The 23,875-nt window shown below is 39.7% G+C and carries 23 protein-coding genes and 1 riboswitch; of the genes, 19 read left to right on the top strand and 4 right to left on the bottom strand.

Translation table 11 applies throughout. The features are described from left to right. Positions 1–9: 9 nt before the first annotated feature. Complete coding sequence (locus N9I19_RS07100; protein WP_317777348.1) at positions 10–879, bottom strand: DUF1002 domain-containing protein; 870 nt, start codon at positions 877–879, stop codon at positions 10–12. Between the two features lie 580 nt (positions 880–1,459). Here N9I19_RS07100 and N9I19_RS07095 point away from each other — a divergent pair. Further along, positions 1,460–1,804 (top strand): GNAT family N-acetyltransferase, encoded by a 345-nt coding sequence (locus tag N9I19_RS07095; RefSeq protein ID WP_317777347.1) that lies wholly within the window; start codon positions 1,460–1,462, stop codon positions 1,802–1,804. Between the two features lie 27 nt (positions 1,805–1,831). Here the strand turns inward: N9I19_RS07095 and N9I19_RS07090 are convergent, their stop codons facing one another. After that, entirely contained in the window at positions 1,832–2,368 is a 537-nt protein-coding gene (locus tag N9I19_RS07090; RefSeq protein ID WP_317777346.1) for a DUF309 domain-containing protein, read from the bottom strand. 163 nt (positions 2,369–2,531) lie between these two features. Then, positions 2,532–2,624, bottom strand: a complete 93-nt coding sequence (locus tag N9I19_RS07085; protein WP_081108854.1) for a YjcZ family sporulation protein — start codon at positions 2,622–2,624, stop codon at positions 2,532–2,534. Between the two features lie 216 nt (positions 2,625–2,840). Here N9I19_RS07085 and N9I19_RS07080 point away from each other — a divergent pair, with 216 nt between their 5' ends. The 18 genes from N9I19_RS07080 (at position 2,841) to N9I19_RS06995 (ending at position 20,832) form a co-directional block, all read left to right on the top strand. Further along, a complete protein-coding gene (locus N9I19_RS07080; RefSeq protein ID WP_061463926.1) occupies positions 2,841–3,608 on the top strand; it encodes a segregation/condensation protein A in 768 nt (255 codons plus the stop codon). Continuing rightward, entirely contained in the window at positions 3,595–4,176 is a 582-nt protein-coding gene (gene scpB / locus N9I19_RS07075; RefSeq protein WP_061463925.1) for an SMC-Scp complex subunit ScpB, read from the top strand. Before N9I19_RS07080 ends, scpB begins: the two co-directional genes overlap by 14 nt. A 55-nt stretch (positions 4,177–4,231) precedes the next feature. After that, complete coding sequence (locus N9I19_RS07070) at positions 4,232–4,648, top strand: hypothetical protein (RefSeq protein WP_061463924.1); 417 nt, start codon at positions 4,232–4,234, stop codon at positions 4,646–4,648. 22 nt (positions 4,649–4,670) lie between these two features. After that, positions 4,671–5,159, top strand: a complete 489-nt coding sequence (locus N9I19_RS07065) for a YpuI family protein (protein WP_034308117.1) — start codon at positions 4,671–4,673, stop codon at positions 5,157–5,159. A 121-nt stretch (positions 5,160–5,280) separates the two neighbouring features. Continuing rightward, entirely contained in the window at positions 5,281–6,156 is an 876-nt protein-coding gene (locus tag N9I19_RS07060; protein ID WP_284470289.1) for a superoxide dismutase, read from the top strand. A gap of 440 nt (positions 6,157–6,596) precedes the next feature. Continuing rightward, complete coding sequence (gene ahpC, locus N9I19_RS07055; RefSeq protein WP_057217417.1) at positions 6,597–7,160, top strand: alkyl hydroperoxide reductase subunit C; 564 nt, start codon at positions 6,597–6,599, stop codon at positions 7,158–7,160. Between the two features lie 178 nt (positions 7,161–7,338). Continuing rightward, positions 7,339–8,985, top strand: a complete 1,647-nt coding sequence (locus N9I19_RS07050; protein ID WP_125160586.1) for an FAD-dependent oxidoreductase — start codon at positions 7,339–7,341, stop codon at positions 8,983–8,985. Positions 8,986–9,153: 168 nt separating this feature from the next. Further along, a complete protein-coding gene (locus N9I19_RS07045) occupies positions 9,154–10,314 on the top strand; it encodes a D-alanyl-D-alanine carboxypeptidase family protein (protein WP_317777345.1) in 1,161 nt (386 codons plus the stop codon). Then, a complete protein-coding gene (locus N9I19_RS07040) occupies positions 10,307–10,900 on the top strand; it encodes a nucleoside recognition domain-containing protein (protein WP_061463920.1) in 594 nt (197 codons plus the stop codon). The genes N9I19_RS07045 and N9I19_RS07040 overlap by 8 nt, the downstream gene beginning before the upstream one ends. A gap of 13 nt (positions 10,901–10,913) precedes the next feature. Continuing rightward, positions 10,914–11,441 carry a spore maturation protein gene (locus tag N9I19_RS07035; RefSeq protein WP_411730414.1) on the top strand — a complete coding sequence of 176 codons (528 nt, stop codon included), beginning with the start codon at positions 10,914–10,916 and terminating at the stop codon, positions 11,439–11,441. Positions 11,442–11,752: 311 nt separating this feature from the next. Next, positions 11,753–12,493: a 23S rRNA pseudouridine(2605) synthase RluB gene (rluB, locus tag N9I19_RS07030; protein ID WP_061463918.1), complete on the top strand. Its 741-nt coding sequence runs from the start codon at positions 11,753–11,755 to the stop codon at positions 12,491–12,493. Positions 12,494–12,701: 208 nt separating this feature from the next. Continuing rightward, on the top strand, positions 12,702–13,232 hold the full coding sequence (resA, locus tag N9I19_RS07025) for a thiol-disulfide oxidoreductase ResA (RefSeq protein ID WP_061463917.1): 531 nt from the start codon (positions 12,702–12,704) through the stop codon (positions 13,230–13,232). A gap of 18 nt (positions 13,233–13,250) precedes the next feature. Next, the gene (resB, locus tag N9I19_RS07020) at positions 13,251–14,900 is read left to right on the top strand and encodes a cytochrome c biogenesis protein ResB (protein ID WP_317777343.1); all 1,650 of its coding nucleotides are present in this window, start codon (positions 13,251–13,253) and stop codon (positions 14,898–14,900) included. Continuing rightward, positions 14,893–16,071 (top strand): c-type cytochrome biogenesis protein CcsB, encoded by a 1,179-nt coding sequence (gene ccsB, locus N9I19_RS07015; protein ID WP_317777342.1) that lies wholly within the window; start codon positions 14,893–14,895, stop codon positions 16,069–16,071. The genes resB and ccsB overlap by 8 nt, the downstream gene beginning before the upstream one ends. A 293-nt stretch (positions 16,072–16,364) precedes the next feature. Further along, positions 16,365–17,081: a response regulator gene (locus tag N9I19_RS07010; RefSeq protein WP_061463914.1), complete on the top strand. Its 717-nt coding sequence runs from the start codon at positions 16,365–16,367 to the stop codon at positions 17,079–17,081. Beyond that, on the top strand, positions 17,078–18,871 hold the full coding sequence (locus N9I19_RS07005) for an ATP-binding protein (RefSeq protein ID WP_061463913.1): 1,794 nt from the start codon (positions 17,078–17,080) through the stop codon (positions 18,869–18,871). Before N9I19_RS07010 ends, N9I19_RS07005 begins: the two co-directional genes overlap by 4 nt. Before the next feature lie 196 nt (positions 18,872–19,067). After that, entirely contained in the window at positions 19,068–19,649 is a 582-nt protein-coding gene (gene sigX / locus N9I19_RS07000; RefSeq protein ID WP_081109019.1) for an RNA polymerase sigma factor SigX, read from the top strand. Next, the gene (locus tag N9I19_RS06995; protein WP_317777341.1) at positions 19,615–20,832 is read left to right on the top strand and encodes a hypothetical protein; all 1,218 of its coding nucleotides are present in this window, start codon (positions 19,615–19,617) and stop codon (positions 20,830–20,832) included. Before sigX ends, N9I19_RS06995 begins: the two co-directional genes overlap by 35 nt. A gap of 116 nt (positions 20,833–20,948) precedes the next feature. On the opposite strand, the gene serA is transcribed toward N9I19_RS06995, so the two are convergent. Beyond that, entirely contained in the window at positions 20,949–22,523 is a 1,575-nt protein-coding gene (gene serA / locus N9I19_RS06990; RefSeq protein ID WP_061463911.1) for a phosphoglycerate dehydrogenase, read from the bottom strand. A 1,079-nt stretch (positions 22,524–23,602) separates the two neighbouring features. Beyond that, positions 23,603–23,739: riboswitch (FMN riboswitch) on the top strand. Positions 23,740–23,875: the final 136 nt, after the last annotated feature.

Here is a 23,875-nt window from a genome sequence, read left to right as displayed (position 1 = left end):
TTATTCAAATCAGCTGAAAAAAGATTTGATCGCGTCTATTAAACTGCTGAAGACTTCTTTCAATTTATCTAAGAATGATTGACCCTCTTCGGACTCAAGAAAATTGGAAAGCTTATCTTTAGCGGCAGTAAGCTGATCCCCGACAGAGTTCCAATCAATATTCAATTCTTTTAGTTTATTGAATAAATCAATTAAACTTTGAACTTGATTATCATTTAAGGCAATTCCCAGTTCTTTTGCTGAAGACTCGACAACCTCGCGGACCTCTTCAGTGTTGGCCGGAGGATTTTCAGCCATTTCCTCTTTGATTTTCGTTACCAGTGCAGAGGCTTCCTCTGTACCGATTTCATCACCCAATTTAGCTGTTTTTACCATTTCTTCATTCGCTGCCTGCTTCACATCTTCCGGGATCTTCTTGTCTGAAGAGATTTCATAGGCTTTGATGACCCCTGTCAAAGCTGCTGTACCGGAAACGGGTATAGGTGCGGTGACATAAACGGTAGCATCTTTTACTCCAGCAGTTGCCAATGCGTTGATATACATTTCGTCTGTGACCCAGTTAATGTTTTTCGACTCCAGTTTAAGGCCAGTGCCTTTTTCCTCCAAAGTAATGGCAGAGGATGAAATAGCTTTTGTACCAATCAGCCGGCTGGCGATATAGTCTCCTAAGTATTCATGTTCCTCCGCATTTGTAACCGTTAGAACCTCAACATCATTAGGGGCTTTCATTTCTGACAAAACCATATTTTTTTGTTCATTTGTCAAATTTTCTCCTAGTGTGACGGTCATTTCACCAACAGCTGCATCTGCCAAAGCTTTATATGGCAATAATAGACATAAAAAAATGGTTAAAAAGACCCATTTATTCGTTTTTTTCATGATAATCCTCCTTAACTTTTCCTGCTGAATTGAGATCTTTCATTAAAAGAGCGGCGTTTTAAATAAAGATTCATAGTATTTGACGAAACAAAGGATAAAAAGGATACATATTTTCCTGAAAAATATTTATATAGCACAAAATAGCTATAGCTCTTTCAAAGGAGGAAGTGATTGCATCTTGTCTTTTATACCTATTATGCACTCTATGAATCTAAGGTCACTTTACCAATGTAGTAAAATCGAAGCAAGATTGCAAGGATATTTGTCAGATTGTGTTAAGTTATAGTAGAATGAATTCGTTATTTAAATATTTGGACCATTCATAAAAGGAGTATGGGATGAGGAAAAGCAATAAAACTCTTTTACTTATGATGCTTATTATCGCTTTGATGTGGGGAATCATATATTGGCTGTTTATCGCTTAGCACATAGCACATCGATAAATCAAGTGCTGAAAGTGATGTTGAAACGAACGAATTTTTTATGTATGATGGAAATGTTATATGTGAGCTTATTATTCTAAGCGAATTAATTAGAAACAGGTAGATAATAAAAACGTTATTTAGTAACGAGGGATATTATGTTGATTAAGTATAAGAAAAGTTATGAGAAGTTTGCCATGGGATTATTATCTTTCATGCCAAATGAAAAAGAGATAAAAACGCTTCGGAATACGATGAAGAATTATGAAACGGATGAAAACCTACAGCTGTTCTTATGGAAAGATGAAGAGATTACGGGCTTGATCGGAATAGAAGTCTCTCCAACCCACATTGAGATACAGCATATATCTGTAAATCCATCCTTTCGGAAGCAAGGTATCGGTAAAACGATGGTAAAGGCCATCAAGGAGCAATATCCTGATAAAGAACTAAAAGCAAATGAGTTTACGGAAAGCTTTCTTGACAGGTGTGAAGAAGTCTAATATGAAAGTGGGAATGGAGGATCACCTTTAAGGGCGGTCCTCCATTCCTGTTTTTCGAAGGGATAGCTGCCGAGCCCTTTCAGAAATGACATCCGAACGGTCGCGCAATAAATGTTTATCAACAATTGATAAATTAGCCATATCGCTACCTTCGCCCCATATGTACCCTTCCTGCAAACACATGGATTGGCATTTATCGATCAACCCTTGATCCGCTATCGGAAGATTAATGCTTTCATATGGCTTGTGGGATAGCATCCGTTCATGTGTGTCCTCGAGCAATTTGAACAGTTTTTCTGGATCGAGCCCCAATTTCAGGAGCTCGGCTTGTTTAGAGTGGAGATTTGCAAGGGCTTTAGCAAGTGTCCTTGCAGCCCCTTTTTTGTTTTCCCTGCGATCATGGTATAGGGCCACCGCAATTTGGATGAGCCCGACCCAGTGGGAGTCACGTTCTTTTGGAGCGGTTTCCTTCCAATATTCTTCAAGAATTTCATGACATTCGAAGTAATCCCTTGTTCCATGGAAATGGACAAGGAAAGAAAGGTAGTCTTCCGCGTAATTCAATAAGAGCACCCCTTTTGTTTGATGAAATCATCCAAAGTAAGGCTAAAAGCCATTTTCCATAGCTAAATATCCGCCATGTATACTCCCTAAGTTTAGCATAGAATTTTTTCTTGGAAAATAAAGAAAGCCGATTGCAAGGCAATCAGCTTGACTAATAAGTCAATTAACACCAACTAGCACCGACGATAACTAATAAAATGAACAATACTACAATAAACGCGAATCCGCCGCCGTGCCCAAAACCACCTGCACCCATAATAAGTACCTCCTTTGTTCTGCTGTTCTTACATTTCTAGACTATGTAGGATTTGAGAATGTGATTGGGCATTGACCCAATTTCACAAATCCCTTTTAAGAACTTTTCTAAGGTCCTAAATTATTATTATTGGATAAAGGGCGGCAATCCACTATACTTGATTAGTAAAAGAAATAGGCCTATTATCGGCCAATTAGATTTAAATGGGGTAATTTAATGGGTTATAATATAAAAATTGACGCTTTCGAAGGTCCGATGGATTTACTCCTGCATTTGATTAATCGCCTTGAAATAGACATCTACGATATTCCGATGGCTGATATTACAGATCAATACCTAGGATACATCCATACGATGCAGCACCTGGAATTGGATGTGGCCAGCGAATATTTGGTGATGGCTGCAACATTGCTTGCCATCAAGAGTAAAATGCTGCTTCCAAAGCATGAAGATGAACAATTGATTGATGAAGATGGGGAAATATTTGAAGAAGATCCACGTGATGAGCTTGTGGAGAAACTATTAGAATATAAAAAGTATAAGTATGCAGCTGAAGAGTTTAAAGGGATGGAAGAAGAACGCAGCCTGATGTTCACTAAACCCCCAAGTGATTTATCTGTATATGTTAAAGAAGCGGAAAGTGATAAACAAGAGTTGAATATAAGTCTATACGATATGCTCGGAGCTCTGCAAAAACTGCTCCGAAGGCAAAAAATACAAAAGCCGCTTTACACGAAAGTAACGAAACAAGAGATATCGATAGAAAAACGAATGGATGAAATCATGATTGAGTTACAATCAATTAAAGGGAAGAAAAGTTTTTTTGAACTGTTTTCGCTTCCGGTTAAAGAGCATATCGTCATCACTTTTATGGCAGTACTGGAATTAATGAAACTAAATGAAATCATCGTTGAACAGGAAGATAATTTTTCGGAAATCATGATTGCTGCTAAGGAAGGTGTAGAGCAAGTTGGAAGTTATTAATTGGAAAGGGATTCTTGAGGCATTATTGTTTGCAACTGGAGATGAAGGACTCTCCGTCAAACAAATTGCCTCTGTCCTTGAAATTACGGAATATCAAGCAAGAGACATCGTTGAAAGTTTAAAGGAAGAATATATATCGGATGTACGCGGGATTCAGGTGATCGAAATAGCGGGTGTTTATCAAATGACGACAAAAAAAGCACACTCGGATTACCTGAAAAGACTGGTGGAAACGACAAGCACACAAGGTTTGTCCCAGGCAGCTTTGGAAACACTCGCAATCATTGCCTATAAGCAGCCGATTACTAGAGCTGAAATTGATGAAATTCGCGGGGTCAAAACGGAACGCCCCATCCATACACTTGTCACGAAAGTCTTAATAAAAGAGGTCGGACGTGCTGAAGGATCCGGCCGGGCTTATTTATATGGGACAACAAAAGAGTTTTTGGATTACTTCGGCCTGAATTCCATAGATGAATTACCGCCGCTCGCGGATAATTCGGATGATAGCTTTGAAAATGGTGAAGCCGATCTGTTTTTTGAAAAATTTCAGCAAACAATCGAATAACATTTTTTCCTGAATTGTGATAATATAGAAAAAAATGAATGCGGGGGGATTGCGGGTGCGAATTGTGGCATGCAATGGATTTGGGCTTGAAAAGGAAAAGTCAAATTCACCTGAGGACTTCTTTAATCGATCCGTTATACAATACATAAAGGATGGAGAAGAAAAGACGCTGAATGTACTGTATCTTCGCTATTTTGATGAGATGGTCACTCTTTGGACCCCATATCCCGCCAATCCTCTATTCAAAAGCCCTAACCGGGATATTTATATGGCCGATATCATTGCCATGGTCTGTCTACTCAAAGACCCGAGCCTGGTTAACCGAAAACGTATATATATAAATGCAGAAAAAGAGCTGGCTGGTTATTTCGAAAATATAGATTTTGAAAAATTGGAGAAAGTGTTTATATCTATTGACCAAGCTAAACCATATGATATAGAATCACATGTTGACTATTATATTCAATCTTAATCATTTTGAGGAGGGTTCACGGTTGGGGAATACATTGGTAAAATCTCAGCTTGAGGATGTAAAAGGGTTTTTAGAAACGACAGTGGCTCAACTAGAAGAATTTATAAATGAGACGACCTATTCTAAGCTGCAAGAGGAAAAAAGCGGGGATGAAACCTATTATAAAGGGATCCTTTCTAGTTTAAGAAGAATGCTTGTAAGTTGTGAAGAGGGCTTGGAGGCTTGCCAAATCGTTCTGAAAAATGATGTTTTCAATAAAGCTGCAGCTGAAAAGACGCTTTATAGAGTTTATCATCAATGTATCGAAGAATACTTTTCCCCAAAATCAGATCGGTGGTTTGAGGACAGCAGATCTGCCTATACAGGAAAAAACTCGATTAAATTTCACCAAAGTGTACCTGACAGCATAATCTCCATTCTGAAGGCCGTGGAAAGTGGATTCCAGACCATGCGTGAAGAATTGGAGTTTTATGAAACGGATTACCGGACGAAAATGTTACAGTCAAGATAGAGAAGCAGCTAGGCTTAACAGGCCTAGCTGTTTTTTTAGCTATAAATGGAATCTCCGCTTAATCGAAACATAAAATACTTTGATGATTAAAAGTGCATGAAGGTTAAGAGGAGGTTCGAAGATGTCTGATGTAGAAGAGTATGCAAAAGACGTAAGTGAATGGGTTGATGGAGTCATGGAATATCTTGAGAAGATCGATATCACCGATTCGCAATTGTTGTCAAACATTGAACGACTTTCCCAGTTGACAAAAGATTTGAATGAGGAAGAAATGGATGATGAGGATATGGTCCTGATTGAGGAAGAGATGGCACGGGTCTACGAAGAAATTGAAGAACTCGCTAGAGAATTCAGTATACAGGAAAGGCAATCAGTGCCGATTGGGAGGCATACACTTCCGCCATTACCTTATGCCTATGAAGCGCTGGAACCTACGATTTCAAGGGAAATCATGTATCTGCACCATGATAAGCATCATCAAGCATATGTCGATGGGCTGAATAAAGCGGAATTGATGATGCAAAAAGCGAGGGAGACGAAAGATTTTTCCTTGTTGAAGCATTGGGAAAAGGAAGCAGCTTTTCATGGGTCAGGCCATTATCTCCATACGCTGTTTTGGGAAGTGATGATTCCAGGAGGAGGCGGACAGCCAAAGGGAGATTTACTTAAACAGATTGAGAAGGATTTTGGAAGCTTTGCAGCGTTTAAAAGTCATTTTAGTGAAGCGGCCAAACAGGTAGTAGGTGTTGGCTGGGCGATTTTAGTCTGGGTTCCACGTGCGCGGCGGCTAGAAATACTTCAATCAGAATTGCATATGGTGTTGACCCAGTGGGATACGATCCCGATCCTTGTTCTTGATGTATGGGAACATGCTTATTACCTGCAATATAAAAATAATCGGGCAGGGTATGTGGACAAATGGTGGGACGTTGTAAACTGGCCGCAAACAGCGGTAAGGTTCACAGAAGCGAAGAAGCTTATTTGGAAAAAACAATAATTGATAAAATAAAGAAATGTCTAAGGAAAACCAATTCGCAGACGAGCCGTGATGGTTCGTTTTTTTTTGTCAGAAAATCCTGTATTAAGAATCTTTTAGGGAAAATATGGCAATGATATAAAGGAATGACTGACAATTTTATTTGAAACGGCCATTGATTCTCATTTGAATATTTTTATTTGATTGGAAAGGGGATGATATCAATTTCCGAAATAATGAGCATGTGTCTTGTTTTTAACCTTGAAATAACATTTAAAATGTGTTAAAGAGGCGATTTTGAAGTGCCATGGGTTTTTTAAAATAATTAATTTATATCAATATAAAAACTGTGACTAATTTGTGAACTTGAAAATTATTGAGGTATATTTATTGACTAATTTCTATTTAATAATTATTATAAATAGGAGCATATAAAAAAATAGCTATTGGAGGAATTTATTATGTCATTGATCAATAAACAAGTTGAAGATTTTAAAGTACAAGCTTACCATGCAGGAGAATTCAAAGAAGTTACACTTGAAGATGTTAAAGGAAAATGGGCAGTATTCTTTTTCTATCCAGCTGACTTCTCATTCGTATGTCCAACTGAATTAGCTGATCTTCAAGATAACTATGAAACATTCAAGGAAATTGGTTGTGAAGTTTACTCAGTTTCAACAGATACTCATTTCAGCCACAAAGGCTGGGCTGATGCTACTGATACAATCGGTAAAATTCAATATCCAATGTTAGCTGACCCAGCAAACGTTTTATCCCGTCAATTCGGTGTATTAATCGAAGAGGATGGATTGGCTCTACGCGGAACTTTCATCGTAAATCCAGAAGGACAAATTAAAGCATACGAAGTTAATGACTTAGGGATTGGCCGTAATGCAGAAGAACTTGTGAGAAAAGTTCAAGCTGCACAATTCGTAGCAGAACACGGAGATAAAGTTTGCCCTGCAAAATGGACTCCAGGTGAAGCTACTCTTGAACCAAGCCTAGACCTTGTAGGTAAACTTTAATTTTTAATGGGATGATCCATTTCTTTGATTAATGGATATATCCAGCAATTGATTACGATTACTGGGACAATTCGTCCGACAAGATTTAATGACAAAAGGCACTTACCTAAAATAAGTGCCTTTTGTTTTTCAAAATAATCAGTTTAGCACGCATTTTCTTTCAGCAAGGAGAACAAATATGAAAAAAATATATGATTTATTAATTATTGGCGGCGGTCCTGCAGGCCTCTCAGCGGGCGTTTATGCAGGAAGAGCTAAACTAAAGACAATAATTCTTGAAAAAGGAACTGGCGGCGGACAAGCTGCAACTACATCGGAAATAGCCAATTATCCTGGTATCCGCCATATTTCGGGCCCAAGGTTAGTTGAAGAAATGAAGCTTCAAAATGAAGATTTTGGCGTGGAATTCGCCAAAGCCGATGTAACGGGCGTGGATTTCTCCGGTGAGATAAAAGTCGTTAAAACCCTTGGTGGGGACTACCAGGCCCGCGCCGTCATCATTGCAACGGGTGCTACTCCAAGAACATTGGGCTTTCCGGGTGAAGAGGAATTCACTGGACGCGGTGTAGCTTATTGTTCAACTTGTGATGGCGAATTCTTTGAAGGGTTGGAAGTTTTCGTTATCGGGGCAGGGTATGCAGCCGCTGAAGAAGCTATATTCCTGACACGCTTTGCTACAAAAGTTACAATCATCGCCCGGGAATCAAGCTTCTCGTGTGCCCCGTCCATCGTTGATAAAGTGATGGCAAATGATAAGATTGAAGTGAAATTCAATACGGAGATCCTTGGGGTATATGGGGACGGGATGATTCAAAGTGCCCGTTTCATCAATAACGAGACTAAAGAAGAATTTGAATATAAGGCGAAGGAAGAAGACAGTACGTTTGGAGTATTTGTTTTCATTGGTTACGAGCCGAAAACAGAGATTTTCACTGGCCATATCGAAATGGACCATGCTGGTTACATTCTCACGGATGATGATATGAATACTAATGTGAAGGGTGTATATGCGGCGGGCGACCTAAGGCCAAAATCTTTGCGCCAGATTATCACCGCTGTATCTGACGGAGCGATTGCAGCAACGGATGCCGGCAAATATATTGCTGAAGAAAAAGATCGTTTAGGCATTAAAGATGAACCTGAAGTTGAAAAACCGGCGAAAAAAGAACAGGCCGCTGTCCCAGCAGGAAAGAGCGCTTTATTAAGTGATGCGTTACGTGGCCAACTGAAGGGAATCTTCGGCAAGATGGAGAGCGACGTTACATTGGTGTCCATCGTCGATGAAAGTTTGCCAAAATCAGTCGAATTGCGAGACTTCTTGTTGGATGTTGCGGAATTAGGCGATAATCTTCATCTTGAGTTATACAACAAGGGGGAAAATACGGAAATTGAAGCAAAAATCAATGCAGATAAGTTCCCAGTCGTTTCCCTCTTAAATTCAAATGGTGAATACAGCGGCGTCAAATACCACGGTGTACCAGGCGGCCATGAGCTGAATTCCTTCATCTTGGCTATCTATAATCTGGCCGGACCAGGTCAGGCATTGGATTCAGCCGTATTGAATTCAATTAAGGGAATCAGTAAAAAAGCGAACATTAAGGTTATGGTTTCATTGGCATGTCACTACTGTCCAGACGTTGTAGTGGGTGCACAGCGCATAGCGATTGAAAACCCTAACGTTGAAGCTGAAATGGTCGATATAAGCAATTTCCAGGAAATTAAGAAGAAATATAAAGTCATGAGCGTGCCGGCTATGATCATCAATGATGAAGAAGTGGTATTCGGCGCTAAGAAAATAGATGAAATCGCTGCATTATTAGTATGATAGAACACTAAATCGATAGGGGACTGTCCTCCTATCGATTTTTTTATTTATTGGAAATGATCTTTGAAAATATGGAGATATCATGAAGGTTTACATTCTTTTTATTCATAACCCTTGTCCATTTGCATAAACTTGTACAAAAACAAGTAAAGAGACGAGGGGGCACTTATGCGTTTTTCATATAAAGGGTTATCAAGTTTGTGTATCGTCATTCTCCTGTTGTCTTTTATGGCACCCTTACAAAGCGCCAAAGCAAAGGTTTCCGTAAGTGCCCATAGTGCGATTTTAATGGATGAGGATAGCGGAAGGGTCATTTATGAAGTGAATGCCCATGAAAAGAATCGTATAGCAAGCATTACGAAAATAATGACGGCTATCTTGGCTATTGAATCGGGACTAATGGATGAAAAAGTGAAGGTGAGCAGTACTGCCTTCGGGACGGAGGGATCATCCCTTTATTTAAAAGAAGGTGAAAGAATTAAGCTCGAAGATTTGGTTTATGGCTTGATGCTTCGTTCAGGCAATGATGCAGCAGTCGCAATCAGTGAAAAGGTTGGCGGAAGCCTGGATGGATTCGTCTGGATGATGAATCAAAAGGCGGAAGAAATCGGGATGAAAAATACTCATTTTTCAAATCCACATGGTTTGGATAATACGAAAAATCATTATTCAACCGCATATGATATGGCCATACTCACTCGTTATGCCATGCAAAATGAAACGTATGCCAAGATTGCCGGCACAAAGGAACATAGGGCACCTAATTCCACAGAACAATGGGATTATGTATGGAAAAACAAAAATCGCCTACTTACACAATTATATGAGTATTGCACAGGGGGGAAAACGGGGTATACCAAACTAGCAAAACGTACCTTGGTCACGACGGCAACAAAAAACGGGCATGACCTGATTGCAGTGACATTGAATGGTCCGGATGATTGGAATGATCATATTCAAATGTACGAATCCGCCTTTAAGGATTATAAGCCAACAGAAATTTTACCTGAAGGCATGGTAAAGAACTTGGAAAATAAAATATATAAAGGGCATGTCTACATTAAAAAGGATTTTTCGTACCCACTAACAAAAGAAGAGACAAAGTTGGTCAATGTGAAAATGAAATTGTTGAAGCCTCAGAAGGATTGGAAAGATAAAAGGGAAATCCCGGAAGTGGTCGGCAGGGCATCCATCTATCTCGATGGAAAGAAAATAGGTACGCGTTCAATTTTTTATGGGGAATCAAAAGAAAGCTTCAAGCAACAATCGTTCCAATCATCATGGGCCGAGGTATTTGAAGCAGTATTGGGAATCGAACGAAATGGTTAATTACATTTGGGTTGGGATGTTTGTGATCGGTATTGTATTTGGCATGATTAATGGGACCATGGATCAGGTGAATAAAGCTCTTTTTGTCAGTGCAAAGGAAGCGGTCACCCTTTGTCTGGGACTGATGAGCATTCTTGTCTTTTGGCTGGGTTTGATGAAGATAGCGGAAGAATCGGGACTGCTTGATAAACTATCCAATTTGTTCAAGCCATTCATGAGATGGCTGTTCCCTGAAGTGCCGCCTAATCATCCGGCTATGGGATATATCCTTTCGAACATGATGGCAAACACATTCGGTTTGGGGAATGCCGCTACACCTCTTGGTATTAAAGCCATGGAGCAGCTAAAGAAACTAAATGGAGGAAAAGCAACGGTAAGCCGCTCGATGGTCACTTTTTTAGCGATCAATACCTCAAGTGTAACGTTGATTCCGACGACTGTTATTGCAATCCGCATGAATTACGATGCCCACTCCCCGACGGACATCGTTTTCCCGACCATAATAGCAACAGCCATTTCTGCCGTTGGAGGAATCGCGATAGACCGATATTTTTATTACAGGAGAAAGAGAAGCGGGAGGGAATAGGATGTTACACTGGATGACCACCATATCAATTTGGATGATACCGATTTTGATCCTCTGTATATTACTGTACGGTACATTGAAAAGGATTCCCACCTATGAGAACTTCGTCGAGGGTGGGAAAGAAGGGATCAACATGTCCTTTTCCCTCATCCCTTTCCTGGTAGGCATGCTTGTGGCGATTTCGGTATTTAGGGCATCAGGGGCATTGGACTTCATTGTACAATTATTAAACCCATTGCTTTCCTTTCTTCATTTTCCGTCTGAGGTTTTACCCCTTGCGATTATTAGACCAATATCCGGAACAGCCGCTTTAGGCATGACCAGCGACCTTATATCGGTTTATGGACCGGATTCATTCGTTGGACGCTTGGCTGCCACGATTCAGGGAAGTACAGACACCACATTCTACGTATTGACCGTTTATTTTGGAGCGGTCGGGATCAAAAAAATGGGTGATGCCCTTAAGGTCGGTCTTTTGGCGGACCTGATCGGAATCATAGCTGCTGTTATCGTTGTCACACTAGTTTTCGGAATGAAGTAAAAGGAAGGAAATGGGCATCCCATTTCTTTTTTTTGTCTTTTTCTTAAACTAACGGCTATGATGGGCTATCGATTTTAAATGGGGTTCAAACTTTCATCTAAAAGAAACATTTTTTTGTATGGAAAAATAAGCTATGTTACACTCATTATGGAAACCAGACCATTTAACAGTCTCATTATTAGTGTATTGATAAAAGAAAAGCTCTTAATCGCGAAAAACCTTTTGTTTTTGCCTCTCCATATGTAATAATTGTATGATTGTGTATGTATAGACAATAACAAACGAATGATTATACTATGGGGTGAAGATAGATGGAACGATTACAAAAGGTGATAGCACATGCTGGACTGGCTTCCCGCCGTAAAGCAGAAGAGTTGATTTTAGAAGGCAAGGTAAAAGTGAACGGCAAAGTAGTGAAGGAATTAGGCGTGAAGGTGGGTCCTAATGATAAGGTTCAGGTTAATGAAGTCCCGCTTGAAAAAGAAGCTCCTGTTTATTTCCTATTCTATAAACCGCGCGGTGTCATTTCGGCAGTTTCGGATGATAAGAATAGAAAAGTCGTAACGGACTATTTCCCTTACATCAATGAGCGGATTTATCCAGTTGGCCGCTTGGATTACGATACTTCAGGTTTGTTGATTTTAACCAATGACGGAGAATTTGCAAACACGTTAATGCATCCGAAGCATGAAGTGGATAAAGTGTATGTTGCAAAAGTAAAAGGGATGCCTTTGCGTGAAAGCTTGAAAAAGTTGGATAAAGGTATCAAATTGGAGGATGGCAAGACTGCTCCAGCCAAGACTAGGGTATTGTCTACCGACAAAAAAAAGGAAACGGCCATTGTAGAAATCACAATACATGAAGGCAGGAACAGGCAAGTCCGCAGGATGTTTGAAGCAATCGGCCATCCCGTCATAAAATTGAAGAGGGAACAATATGGTTTCTTGACTTTGGACGGTTTAACAGCAGGAGATTCCAGGGAGCTGACTCCACATGAAGTTAAATTAATGAGGACTTTAGCATCGACCGAACCTAAACAGCGGAGAATGTAAAAAAAAATATTTCCTTTATTAATAGGTTGAAACCACTACCCCATTCTTCCTCGGGAAGAATGGGTGGTGGAAAACAACCTGTAAATACCTTTTCTTTCATGAATCGGGAATGAATGTCACAAAACCTTCAGAAATGTAAATAAAATGGGCATGGTGTTGAATGGTATAATGGTATGGTTAAATTTAGTGTGGCATTAGGAGGATCTCTATGGATAAGAAGAAGCGACGCCTAATAAGCAGGACCATCATTCTTCTGCTTTTAGGTGCAGCTTTAGTGTTTGCCCTTTATACGAACTTCACTAAAGATAAGAATGAAAGTCTGAGAAAAGGATCAGATGCACCCAATTTCGTTTTGACTGATATGGAAGGCAAAGAGCATAAACTTTCTGAATACAAAGGAAAAGGCGTCTTCCTGAACTTTTGGGGTACATATTGTAAGCCGTGTGAATATGAAATGCCTTATATGGAAAATCAATATAAAAACTTTAAGGACCAGGGCGTTGAGATATTAGCGGTCAATGTCGGGGAATCTGACTATGCTGTCAATAATTTTATTACAAAGCATAATCTTACCTTTCCAGTTATGATCGATAAAGGCAGGGAAGTGGAAAATGCCTATCGCGTGGATATTTTGCCAGTTACCTTTTTGGTCGATAAAGAGGGGAAAGTGGTAGATATCATCACCGGAGCTTTGACAGAAGAGAGCATCCAAAAGCATATGGAGAGAATTAAACCATAATATTGGGGAGTTTTTGACATGAAAGAAGTAAAATGCGATTGCGGTCATGTAAATCCGTTTGGCACAAAGATTTGTGGGAAATGCGGGATGGTCCTTGGTAACGAAAAAGAAAACAAGCTTATTGATATGCGATATGAAGGAACTGCCAGGCGTTCACAAACATATAAAAAAACGATCATCGATAAAATATGGAACTTCTTTTCTTCCGTTAAGGTAGGGGTGACGCTCATTGTCATTGCCTTGGTCGCTTCAGCTATCGGGACGATCTTACCCCAGGAAATGTATATACCTTCAACCGCGACGCCTGCAGAACATTATGAACTGGAATACGGCTGGTTCGGGAAGGTGTATTATGAACTCGGGTTCCATAATTTATATAGTTCATGGTGGTATTTGATTATCATAGGCATGCTGGGCACATCACTCCTGATTGCCAGTATCGATCGTTTTTTTCCATTATATCGATCGTTAAAAAAACAAGGGGTCACACGTCATGACGGTTTCATGAAGCGTCAGAGGCTTTATGGAGTGACAAAGCATGAAGACCAAGATATAAACCTTGAAGAAGTAAAGAATAGATTAAAAAGGCAGCGTTATCATATTCGCGAGGAAAACGGTCATATACTTGCCGAAAAGGGGCGTTTTTCACGTTGGGGACCCTATGTAAATCATATTGGACTTATCATTTTCTTAATTGGAGCATTATTGCGTTCTGTCCCCGGGATGTATATCGACAAAGTACTTTGGCTACGGGAAGGTGAGAGAAAAGAAATCCCGGGTACAAATGGTGAATACTATCTTCAGAATAATGAATTCACCTTAGAGGTGTATGACAAAGGAAATGAAGAAGATGAACAATACAGTGCTGCAATAGATAAAACCGGTACGATAGCCAAAACCTATCAATCTGATGTTACGCTCTATGAGCGCAAGGGAGAATCAATACCAGGGGAAAAGGTGGATCTTGATAAGGTAAAAGATTATAAAATCAAAGTCAATGAACCTCTGAAATATGATCATTATGCCCTTTACCAAGTAGATTATAAACTTAATGAGCTCAGTACGATGGCTTTTAATTTAATAAATAAAAAAACCGAGGAGAAATATGGCAGCTTAAAGGTTGATTTGAATAATCCTCAAAAGAAATACGAGTTGAAGGAAGGATATTCTGTTGATTTGATCAGTTACTTCCCTGATTTCGAATTCGATGATAAAGGTGTACCTAGAACGATATCGAAGATTCCGAATAATCCAGCATTTATCTTTAAAATGCATACTCCGGATAAGCCAGAGGGTGAAGTCAGTTTCGTTGCGATTAAAGAGACTGTGGAGCCTTTAGGGGAAAACACTTATAAAATGGCTTTTAATGGTGTGGAAACCCAAGATGTCACGGCTTTGACCGTAAGGAAGGATTTAACGCTTTGGATCCTATTCACAGGTGGAATCATTTTCATGATAGGCGTTGTCCAAGGCTCTTATTGGAATCACCGGAGAATTTGGATTAAGAGGAAAGATGATGAGATATTAATGGCCGGCCATACAAACAAAAACTGGCACGGTATTAAAAGAGATATAAAACAAGCGATAGAATCAACATCACTTTCCGAACCGATTGATCAACTTGAAGATGAGAAATCTTCTAGTAAGGGGGAAGTTTTAAATGGCTGAATTAAGCAGTAACTTTTTATATGCAGCTTTCTTATTATATCTTGTCGCTACCTTTTTATTTGGGGGATCGATCAAGGATAAACGCGGAGCCGAAGAAAAGAAACAAAACAAATGGGCTAAACTGGGCATTTTCATCACCATTCTCGGTTTCACGGCGCAAATTGGGTATTTCATCACTAGATGGATTGCTGCCGGCCATGCCCCGGTAAGTAACCTGTTTGAATTTACGACCTTTTTCGGAATGATGCTGGTCGGTGCTTTCATATTAATATATTACCTTTATAAAACACCTGCCCTTGGGCTATTCGCTTTACCGATTGCGTTATTGATAATCGCATATGCAAGTATGTTCCCTACAGAAATTTCGCCACTCATTCCTGCTTTGCAGAGCGATTGGCTTCATATTCATGTAACGACTGCAGCGGCAGGACAGTCGATCCTTGCCATAAGTTTCGTTACTGCCATCATTTATTTAATCAAATTCGTCGATCAGACACAATCAAGCAAAAGAACGTTCTGGCTTGAAGGCATCATGTTCACATTAGTCTGCACCATCGGATTCGTCATCATCACTTCTTCTTTTGCTGCGATGGATTATAAGGCGAATTTTGATTGGGTCGATAAACACGGAGCCGAGGTCAAACAGGAATTCAACCTACCGGCATTGGTTGGTCCCAATGAAGGGAAACTAATCGAGACGGATCGATTTGAACCACTTATGGACATGCCTCCACTGATCAATGCCAAGAAACTGAATACTGTACTTTGGTCATTCGGTATGGGGCTTGTCTTGTATGGTTTAATAAGGTTGATTGCTCGCAAAAGAGTGGCAGCATTGATTAAACCGATCGTTAAAAATGTGAATTTAAATTTATTGGACGAGATTAGTTATCGTTCGGTCCTTATCGGTTTTCCGATTTTTACACTCGGTGCCCTCATTTTTGCAATGATCTGGGCTCAAGTGGCCTGGACACGATTCTGGGGCTGGGATCCGAAAGAGGTCTGGGCACTTGTTACTTGGTTGTTTTATGCAGCTTTCTTGCATCTGCGCATGTCAAAGGGATGGCAAGGGGAAAAATCAGCTTGGCTTGCCGTCATCGGTTTTGCCATCATAATGTTTAACTTGATATTCGTCAATCTTGTTATTGCTGGTTTGCATTCATATGCTTGATTCTGTATTGTAATATTTAGATGAAGGGGGTCTTTTGATAGAAACGTCGAGGAGTTGGCTTATCGATTTTTCTAGAGAATGATCCCTTTTTCAGTCATAACCATTAATAAGGATATTTCGGTGAAAGCATTTATGAACTTTTAGTGAGCGGTCGAAGTCTTTTTTTGTGACAAAATGGTGAAAGGTTCATGGAAGCCATGCAAAATCGGCTCTTTATCGTACTTTGTAAGGAAAAAGTATTAGTCATGGAAGTTTTCATTTTGTAGAATATATGATAGGAGGCTGATTACATAATGTATAATGCTATAAAAATTCTCGTGGTGGATGATGAGGAAAGAATCCGCCGGCTGCTGAAGATGTATTTGGAAAGGGAAGAATACATGATCGATGAAGCGGAAAATGGAGATATGGCTTTAACAAAAGCCCTTGAAAATGATTATGATTTAATTTTATTGGATATTATGATGCCTGGTAAAGATGGAATCGAAGTTTGCCGTGAATTAAGGGAAAAGAAAACGACACCGATTATCATGCTGACTGCTAAAGGGGAAGAAGTGAACCGCGTTCAAGGGTTCGAAGTGGGAACCGATGATTATATCGTAAAGCCGTTCAGTCCTCGTGAAGTCGTGTTAAGGGTAAAAGCTTTATTACGTCGCTCTTCAAGCACGAGTTACATGCAGACGGAAACAACGGCAAAAGATGTGATCGTCTTCTCACATCTAACGATCGATAATGATGCCCACCGTGTACTTGCTGATAGCAAAGAGGTTTCTTTAACACCAAAAGAATATGAATTATTATATTTCTTAGCGAAATCCCCCGATAAAGTTTTCGATAGAGAGCAATTGTTAAAAGAAGTGTGGCACTATGAATTCTTTGGAGATCTTCGAACTGTAGACACGCATGTTAAACGCTTACGTGAAAAATTAAACCGCATATCCGAAAACGCAGCCAAGATGATTGTCACTGTTTGGGGTGTAGGTTACAAGTTCGAAGTCATTAATGACTGATGCTATGGGGCAGTGTTGTTGGGAAGCTATGGGCAACGATCCTATTGCTCGTGTCGTTTGTATTAATCGTTTTAACCGTTCTGCTGGTCGAATTCTTTCAGAACTTCCAAATTGAAAATATTGAAAATAATTTAACCAAAACGGCTGAACAAATCATTAAGGTAACCAATGACCATCAAGGATCTAACAATGAGGTTTTACAAATAGCTTCGGAATTAATAGGCAACGAAACGAAAATGATTATTCTTAACGATGAAAAAATGGTATTCTCATCCATCGGAGGAGAAAAGGAGTTTGAAATCACGGCGGAATTCATTAAGAATGATCCCGAATTGCTCAAGGTTTTTACGGATAGAAAGACAGTCAAAAAGGAAATCGCGTTATCCGATGATGCGGGTAAAGAGGAATTATCCGCAATTGTTGTAGGGATTCCACTTGAATTGAATGGGGAACAGGATGAAGTTTTCTTATTTCAATCGTTGGAATCCATGGAAGAAACCACAAAGTCCACTACACAGTTCATTTTATTGGCAGCGGGTATCGCCATCATATTGACAACGATTTTTGCTTTCTTTTTATCTACAAGAATCAATGCCCCATTGGTGAAGATGAGGGAAGCCGCGCTAGCGATTGCCCGGGGAAAATTTGATACAAAGGTTCCTATCTTGACTCAAGATGAGATTGGTGAGTTGGCCATAGCGTTTAATCAGATGAGAAAGCAACTGAAATTCAATATGAATGCACTTAGTCAGGAAAAAGAACATCTCTCAAGCATTCTTAGCAGTATGGCTGATGGGGTCATTACCTTCAATAAAGATGGCACAATCCTTGAAACGAATCCGCCAGCGGAAAGGTTTCTGCAATCCTGGTACTTTGAGAAAGGCTATAACCGGGAGGATAACGTGAATGTCCCCTTGGTTTTGATGAATCTTTTTGATGAATCAGAGTCCTTCGATAAGGAGCGAGTCGGTGAAATTACCTTGCAAGGCCGTGATTGGGGTTTGATTGTCAGCCCGCTATATACAAATGCCGACAATATCCGGGGAGCGGTGGCCATCATACGGGATATGAGTGATGAAAGACGTATGGACAAACTTAGGACGGATTTCATAGCGAATGTCTCCCATGAGTTAAGAACGCCAATTTCTATGTTGCAAGGATATAGTGAAGCGATCGTAGATGACATTGCGAGCAGTGAAGAGGAAAAGGTGGAAATGGCCCGAATCATCTATGATGAATCTTTGAGAATGGGACGTTTAGTCAATGACCTGCTTGATCTGGCTAAATTGGAATCGGGAAAAATGAACCTTAGCTTTGAATGTGTGCCTATATCTCCTTATTTAAAGCGGATAACAAGTAAGTTTTCCGGACTTGCCAAAGAAAAGGGGATCACAATATCAGCTAGTCTTCAAGACAATGAAATCGAATGGCAATTTGACCCTGACCGGATTGAACAGGTTTTGACTAATTTAATTGATAATGCGATTCGTCATACTCCTTCAGGCGGTAACATTGATGTCATCCAGAGGACTAGTGATCGAAGGGGTCTGATCATTGATGTGAGGGACTCTGGATCAGGTATTCCCGAAGAGGATTTACCTTTTGTATTCGAGAGGTTTTATAAAGCGGATAAAGCAAGGACCCGCGGCAGATCAGGTACCGGATTGGGTTTGGCAATCGTAAAAAATATAATCAATGCCCATGACGGCTACATTTCGGTAAACAGTTTACCTAATAAAGGGACAACGTTCAGTTTTATCCTGCCTCGAATTATGGAAAATGCTGAATGAATGACGGGTAGCTTGCCAAAAAATCTTGTTTCATACAAAACTGTGAAGACAAAGGCAATTGGATTCATTTCCAACTTGTCTTTGTTTTTTTTTAGGAGAAAGATGAGAAGCCTCGGATATGTGGCAATTTACGGAATTTTATAATAAGATTAAAGCCGAGGTATGTAACTTTTATTTAGGAATGACGACTATATTTATGAACGGATGTGGGGAAATGAAGGATTCCGTTTTCCACGATCTTTATGAAAAATATCATCAGGAAATTTATCAATTCATTTATTATATGACTAAAAATCGTGAAACGGCTGAGGACCTTGTTCAGGAGGTCTATATCCGGGTATTGAAGGCCTATGAACGCTTCGAAGGAAAAAGCAGTGAAAAAACGTGGATTTATTCGATTGCAAGAAATGTGACAATTGATTTTTTTCGGAAACAAAAAGGGTGGAAAGACAAAATCTTCCCTAACTTTGATTGGGATAGGCAATTGATTAAAGATACACAGCCCATTCCGGAAGAAGTGGCTATCATGAACGATGATATCCAAGATATTTATCAATGCTTAAACCGGTGTACCACGAATCAAAGATCCGTCATCATTTTACGATATATTCAGAGCATGTCCATTACGGAAACTGCTGAAGTATTAAATTGGAGTGAAAGTAAGGTAAAGACGACCCAGCACCGTGCTTTAAAGGCAATCAAAAAATTGATGGAAGATTCATCAGGGAAGGAGGGCCACCGCATTGAGAAAATCCCGTTGGAAAGAAAGCGAAATTGAAGACATGCTGCGCGAACTTCCAAAATTAAAAGATGACCGAACAAAGGCAGAGGTGTTTGCGGGAATACATGATAAAAAGAGAAAGAAACACTGGATGCCTCTAATTGCGGGTGTTACCTCCTTATTCTTATTGGTTGCTTTTGCGTCATCATTAATTATTGGGAAAAAAGGAACTACAAGTCAAGAGGAGACCGGCAGTAATGGGAAATTTTCCATTTCTGAAAATAAGGAAATGACAGAACATGAACGGCAGGGTATCAAAAAAGATACATCAGAAGATAAACAGGATAATCAAGAGTTTTTGGGTAAGCGAGTGGAAATTGAATCTAACGACGAGGTTTCAGAAATAGAACCATTAAAAGGTGAAAAGGAAAAAACTTTTGTACATGCGATTTATCAAGACGACCTGAAAAATGCTTCGTTCATTACCATGGGTATACCGGATGATCAAATGAATTTCATCGTTCCCATCTCAATAAAACTCAAACATAATGACGAATCGAATACACTGAATCGGTTAGTTAACCAAATGTCCGATATCGATGAAGAGCAATATGGGCTATTTGACTATTTTCCGCTTGATATAAAGATTAGCCAAGGAAAAGATATGAACACTGCTAATATTGACTTTCGAAAAAACAGCCGGCTATTGGATGATGATACACTTTTTCTCCACTCGATGGAAGAAACGCTTTCCTATAATAATATAGAGAAGATGACTTTTTCTACAGGTGGTAAACAAGGTGCAATGTTTGCACATGCAGGATTTTTAAAGGAGGCGGATATTCCTCATCAAAAAAAACGCACATACCTTCTTTACCAAAGAGATGAATCCTCTCCAAGGTTTCTTGTTCCAAGCAATCTGGATTATCAGGACTTCGAAGAGGCGCTTCAAGCTGGAAAAGGGAAGCAGGACATTGAGGGAATATCACCTGCAATCCCGGATGACCTGAATTGGGAAAGTATACGTTCAAAAGGAGATCTTGTGATCATTAATCTATCAGATCAAGCTGCTATTGAAAATAGCAAGGAATCCCTTCAAGCTTTAGAAGCCATTCTCTTCATTGCTAAGGATTTTGGTTTTGAAAAAGTGAAATTCGAAAATGCCCCTATTGAAGAGGTAGGCCAGCTGAATTTAACTGAAGACATAGTGGTGCCCAAAGCACCGAACCAAGTCAATTGATGCAGGGAGTTAGGCTAAATGATGGGGAGAAGTACATGTAATGGTGCTGAAAAGAACGTACATAATAAACACCCTAAAAGAAAAGTGCCCGCGCATGACGGGCACTTTTTTTCTTCTTATAATGAAATACGGGCCATGAACGTAATATCATCTATTTCCATTAAAAATTGTTTCATGTTGTCCTCTAAGGGTTCATCAAAGCTCAGAACCATGATGGCTTCCCCGCCAGCTTTTTTACGACCTACCTGCATTGTGGCGATATTCACTCCGTGGTCACCAAGGATCTTACCTACGTTACCAATAACACCAGGTTTATCGGTATGCTGGATATAAAGTAAATTCGATTCCGGATGAAAGTCGATTTTGAAATCATTCAAACTAACAATTCGAGAACCGTAATTTTCGATATAAGTTCCACTGATTGTTAATTCACGGTTGTCACCTTTTACTTTAAGGCTGATCAAGTTAGAGTACCCTAAAGAGTCCGTAGAGATTTTTTCACCAACTGTGATGCCACGCTCTTTTGCGATCAGCAGGGCATTCACTTCATTGACGGCTGCATCAACTCTTGATTTGAAGAAACCTGAGATCAGACTTTTTGTCAGAATCGCTGTATCGAAGTCCAATGATTCTCCAGCATACGTAACGGAGATTTCCTGAATTCCTTCTTTCATGCACTGAGAAGCAATGGATCCCATTTGCTGAACAAGTTGATAGAATGGTTGTACCTTTTCAAAGACTTCTTTAGAAATGGCTGGAAGGTTGATGGAACTTGAGACTGGATTTCCTTCGAAATAGGTCAATACTTCTTGGGCAACCTGTACGGCCACATTTAATTGGGCCTCTTTCGTAGATGCACCTAGATGAGGTGTAGCTATGACGCTATCCAGTTCAAGCAGTTTATGGCCAAGTGGAGGTTCTTCGACGAAAACGTCCAGTGCCGCTCCGGCAACATGTCCTTCAACTATCGCTTCATATAAGTCATCTTCATCCAGAATACCGCCACGGGCGCAGTTCAGTACATATATGCCTTTTTTACAGGTAAGCAGTTTTTCTTTATTGATCAATCCTCTAGTTTCATTCGTTAGGGGAGTATGCACAGTAATGATGTCTGCTTTAGGAAGCAATTCATCTAAGGGCAGGGATGTAACGGACATTTTCTTTGCACGATCGGCAGTAAGGAACGGATCGTAGACAATGACATCCATACCAAATACTTTAGCACGTTTGGCAATTTCCCCTCCGATACGTCCAAAGCCGACTATACCCAATGTTTTGCCGCGAAGTTCCGTTCCTGTATATGAAGAACGTTTCCACTCCCCATTCTTTAATGAAGCATAAGCTTGCGGAATATGTCGCATCATGGAGGCCATCATCGCAAATGTATGTTCTGCTGTTGAAATGGTATTTCCGTCGGGTGCATTAACCACGACAATTCCGCGTTTTGTCGCTGCGGGGATGTCTATGTTATCGACGCCGACACCAGCGCGTGCTATGATTTTCAACTGCGGCATACGGTTCATTAAATCTTCCGTTACCTTCGTTGCACTTCTTACAAGTATTGCATCAATTCGATCAAGTTCATTTGCCGCTTCTTCTACTGTCTTCTGAATAAGAAGAATATGGGATGCCTCTGATAGCGGTCCGAGTCCTTCTGGTTTGATGGCATCTGCCACTAAAATCCGATACATGCTAAACACCTTCCTAGGGGAGAATAATTATCTTAAATTTCAGTTAATTTTACAATTGAAATGGTAATTATGTCAATTTGACTTAAATGGATGTAAGCGCTTAAAACAATAATTATCATCCTGATCGTGTATGGAAGGCCGCCATAATATTGGCTTCCTCATCGATTGCTAAAAAAGAAAAATTATTTACATTATTCCGAATTATCATTTTGTATATCCAATTATTGTTTTAAACCTTTTAATCTATAAATGGACATTCACCATGACGATAGATATTCATCCTAACTGTATGTAACAGATGCTCAAAACCACTGGTAAGCCCAAAGTGGATTACTGGACCAAAGATAAAGTAAGTAAGTCTTAGCGGATTTGAGTACCGTAACAAGATGATCTTCATATTGGCTTCGAATCCGGCAAGGTGAACTCATGGCATTACGTAAGAGAAATGTAAGATCTTTGGTCCCACTAATCAAATTGGCGGCCAGACAGGAAGTATAGCGATTTATAATGCGGATCAACAGGATAAACAGAAAAAACTGGAGCGATTAAAACGCGTTGTCAGCCGTTTGCCTAAAAGAAAAGGCCTCTGATCAAAGAAAAAAATACATAAGGAGGAATCGAATTATTAAAAACTAGCTGTATTTAAAATAAGGAGATTTTAAAATGGGGCTTATAAACAGAAACGAATATCCCGAGGTGCTTGAACCAAAAGAGATTCAAGAAATGCTTAAGATAGGAAGAAGACAAACATATGAGTTATTAGCCAATGCTCGTTATAGAGTACTATAGGTCGGTAGGAATAATAAAATACCCAAGCATGTCTTTTTTAATTGGTTTGGAGCAAATGATAAAAAGGTTAAAGGCGGAAATTTATTTCTTGCTTTTTTAAATTTGCATGATAAAATCAAATAAATTAAGTGGTGGAGAAACGGTAGGTTTTTGGTAGGAAACTTGGTTGGAAAAGCGGGTTTTCAAAGGGGATTAGTGGAAACACATTAAATCGCCTATATGAATAAACTGCTGATACAAAGCTACTTAACGCACCTTTCGGAAACGAAAGGAAACTAAAAATTTTATAGGTCTATCTTCGGGGCGGGGTGCAATTCCCCACCGGCGGTGATGAAGGAAGTTCTCCTTCTAAGCCCGCGAGCCTTACGGGGCAGGATTTGGTGTGATTCCAAAGCCGACAGTATAGTCTGGATGGGAGAAGATGGAGGTTCCTGAGTGCGTTTCAACAGTCATTTGCTGATACGTTTGTTTGATGTAACCTTTAATTTATCCCTTTAATTCTATTGGAATTAAAGGTTTTTTTATTGAGCATCGACATCATTAAGGAACACTAACCTCTTTTC

This window comes from Peribacillus sp. CSMR9, assembly GCF_033141925.1.
In the GTDB taxonomy this organism is placed as follows: Bacteria; Bacillota; Bacilli; order Bacillales; family DSM-1321; genus Peribacillus; species Peribacillus simplex_A.
Note: the sequence above shows the minus strand (reverse complement) of the source record. Positions and strands in the feature narration are given on the sequence as shown.